1 protein-coding gene is annotated in these 1452 nt (G+C 60.1%); it reads right to left on the reverse strand.

The annotated features are described in order from the left end of the window. Nucleotides 1-40 precede the first annotated feature (40 nt). Nucleotides 41-1387, reverse strand: a complete 1347-nt coding sequence (locus L1277_RS15525) for an IS256 family transposase (protein ID WP_253377717.1) — start codon at nt 1385-1387, stop codon at nt 41-43. Between the last annotated feature and the right edge of the window lie 65 nt (nt 1388-1452).

Genomic DNA, 1452 nt, shown 5'->3' on the forward strand with positions numbered 1-1452 from the left:
CGAGCCTGTCAAGTTTTTTGTGTAAGTGGGGCGGTTGGGCTTATAGGTATTTGTTGATTCGGTCGGGGTAGGCCAGTGAGAGTTGGCCGAGTGCTTGTTTCCAGTTGGTGACGGTCTGGCCTTCGACGAGGTGGCCTTCAGCGTTTCGTGGTGCTCCTCGGGACCGGCCTTTCTCTTTCGCGCGGTCGCGTGCTCGTTTGTCTTCGATGTTGCAGATCGCGAGCCAGAGCAGTTTCACGGCAGCGTCGTCGGAGGGAAAATGGCCGCGGTTCTTAGTCACTTTGCGCAGTTGGTAGTTCAGCGACTCGATGCTGTTGGTCGTGTAGATCACTTTCCGCAGCTCTGGCGGGAACGCGAGGAACGGGGTGAACCTTTCCCATGCATCCTCGAATGTTTTTACCGCTGTTGGATATCGTTTGCCGAGCTCCGAGGTGGAGAACGCGGCCAGCGCGTTTAGTGCCGCGTCAGCGGTCGGAGCTTGGTAGATGGGCTTCAACGCAGCAGACAACGGTTTGCGGTCTTTGTAGTTCACGAACCGGTTCGCCGCGCGAATCAGATGAACGACGCAGGTCTGGATCGTTGTTTCCGGCCAGGTTTCAGCGATCGCTTCGGCGAAACCTTTCAGCCCGTCGCAGCAGACGATGAGAACGTCTCGGACGCCTCGGTTGGCGAGATTCGCGCAGACGCCGCCCCAGAACTTTGCCCCCTCGGTCTGCTGGATCCAAATTCCGAGGACGTGTTTGATGCCCTCGATGTCAACGCCGACAGCGATATGGGCGGCCTTGTTGATCACGTGAGCTCCGTCGCGGACCTTGACGATGATCGCGTCGAGGAACACCACCGGGTAGAACACATCCAAGGGCCGGTTCTGCCACGCGATGACCTCCTCGAGGACCTCATCGGTGATCTTCGAGATCGTCTCAGGCGACAGCTCGGTGCCGATCGTGGACGCCAGATGGTACTGAATATCGCGAATCGTCATCCCGCCGGCATAGAGCGAGATGATCATGTCGTCCAGCCCACCTAACCGGCGGGAGCCCTTCGGCACCAGTCTCGGCGTGAACGACCCGTCACGGTCCCGGGGAATCGCGAGCAGGATGTCCCCGGTCTCGGACGCGACGGTCTTCGCCGAGGTCCCGTTGCGGGAGTTCTCATAGAACCGCGCCTCGGGATCGCCCTTGTCATAGTGAAGGTGCTCGCTGAGCTCAGCCTGCAGGCCACGTTCGAGTGCCGCCTTAATCAGTCCCGGGACCAGACCGCCATCGCCGGTGAGTTGCACCTCACCGGCGTCGATTTTCGCGAACAGGGCATCCAACGCCCCCGTCGCACGCAGTTCCTCAATCGCGTCAGCCGCGGACTGCGGCGACACGTTCCTGTCGTCTGTCATAGACATCAGTGTCTGTTCCCTTCAGAGCCCCCCGCCACCCCTTACACAAACAATCTGACACCCTC

The sequence above is a fragment of the Okibacterium sp. HSC-33S16 genome, from assembly GCF_024171565.1.
Classification (GTDB): domain Bacteria; phylum Actinomycetota; class Actinomycetes; order Actinomycetales; family Microbacteriaceae; genus Mycetocola_A.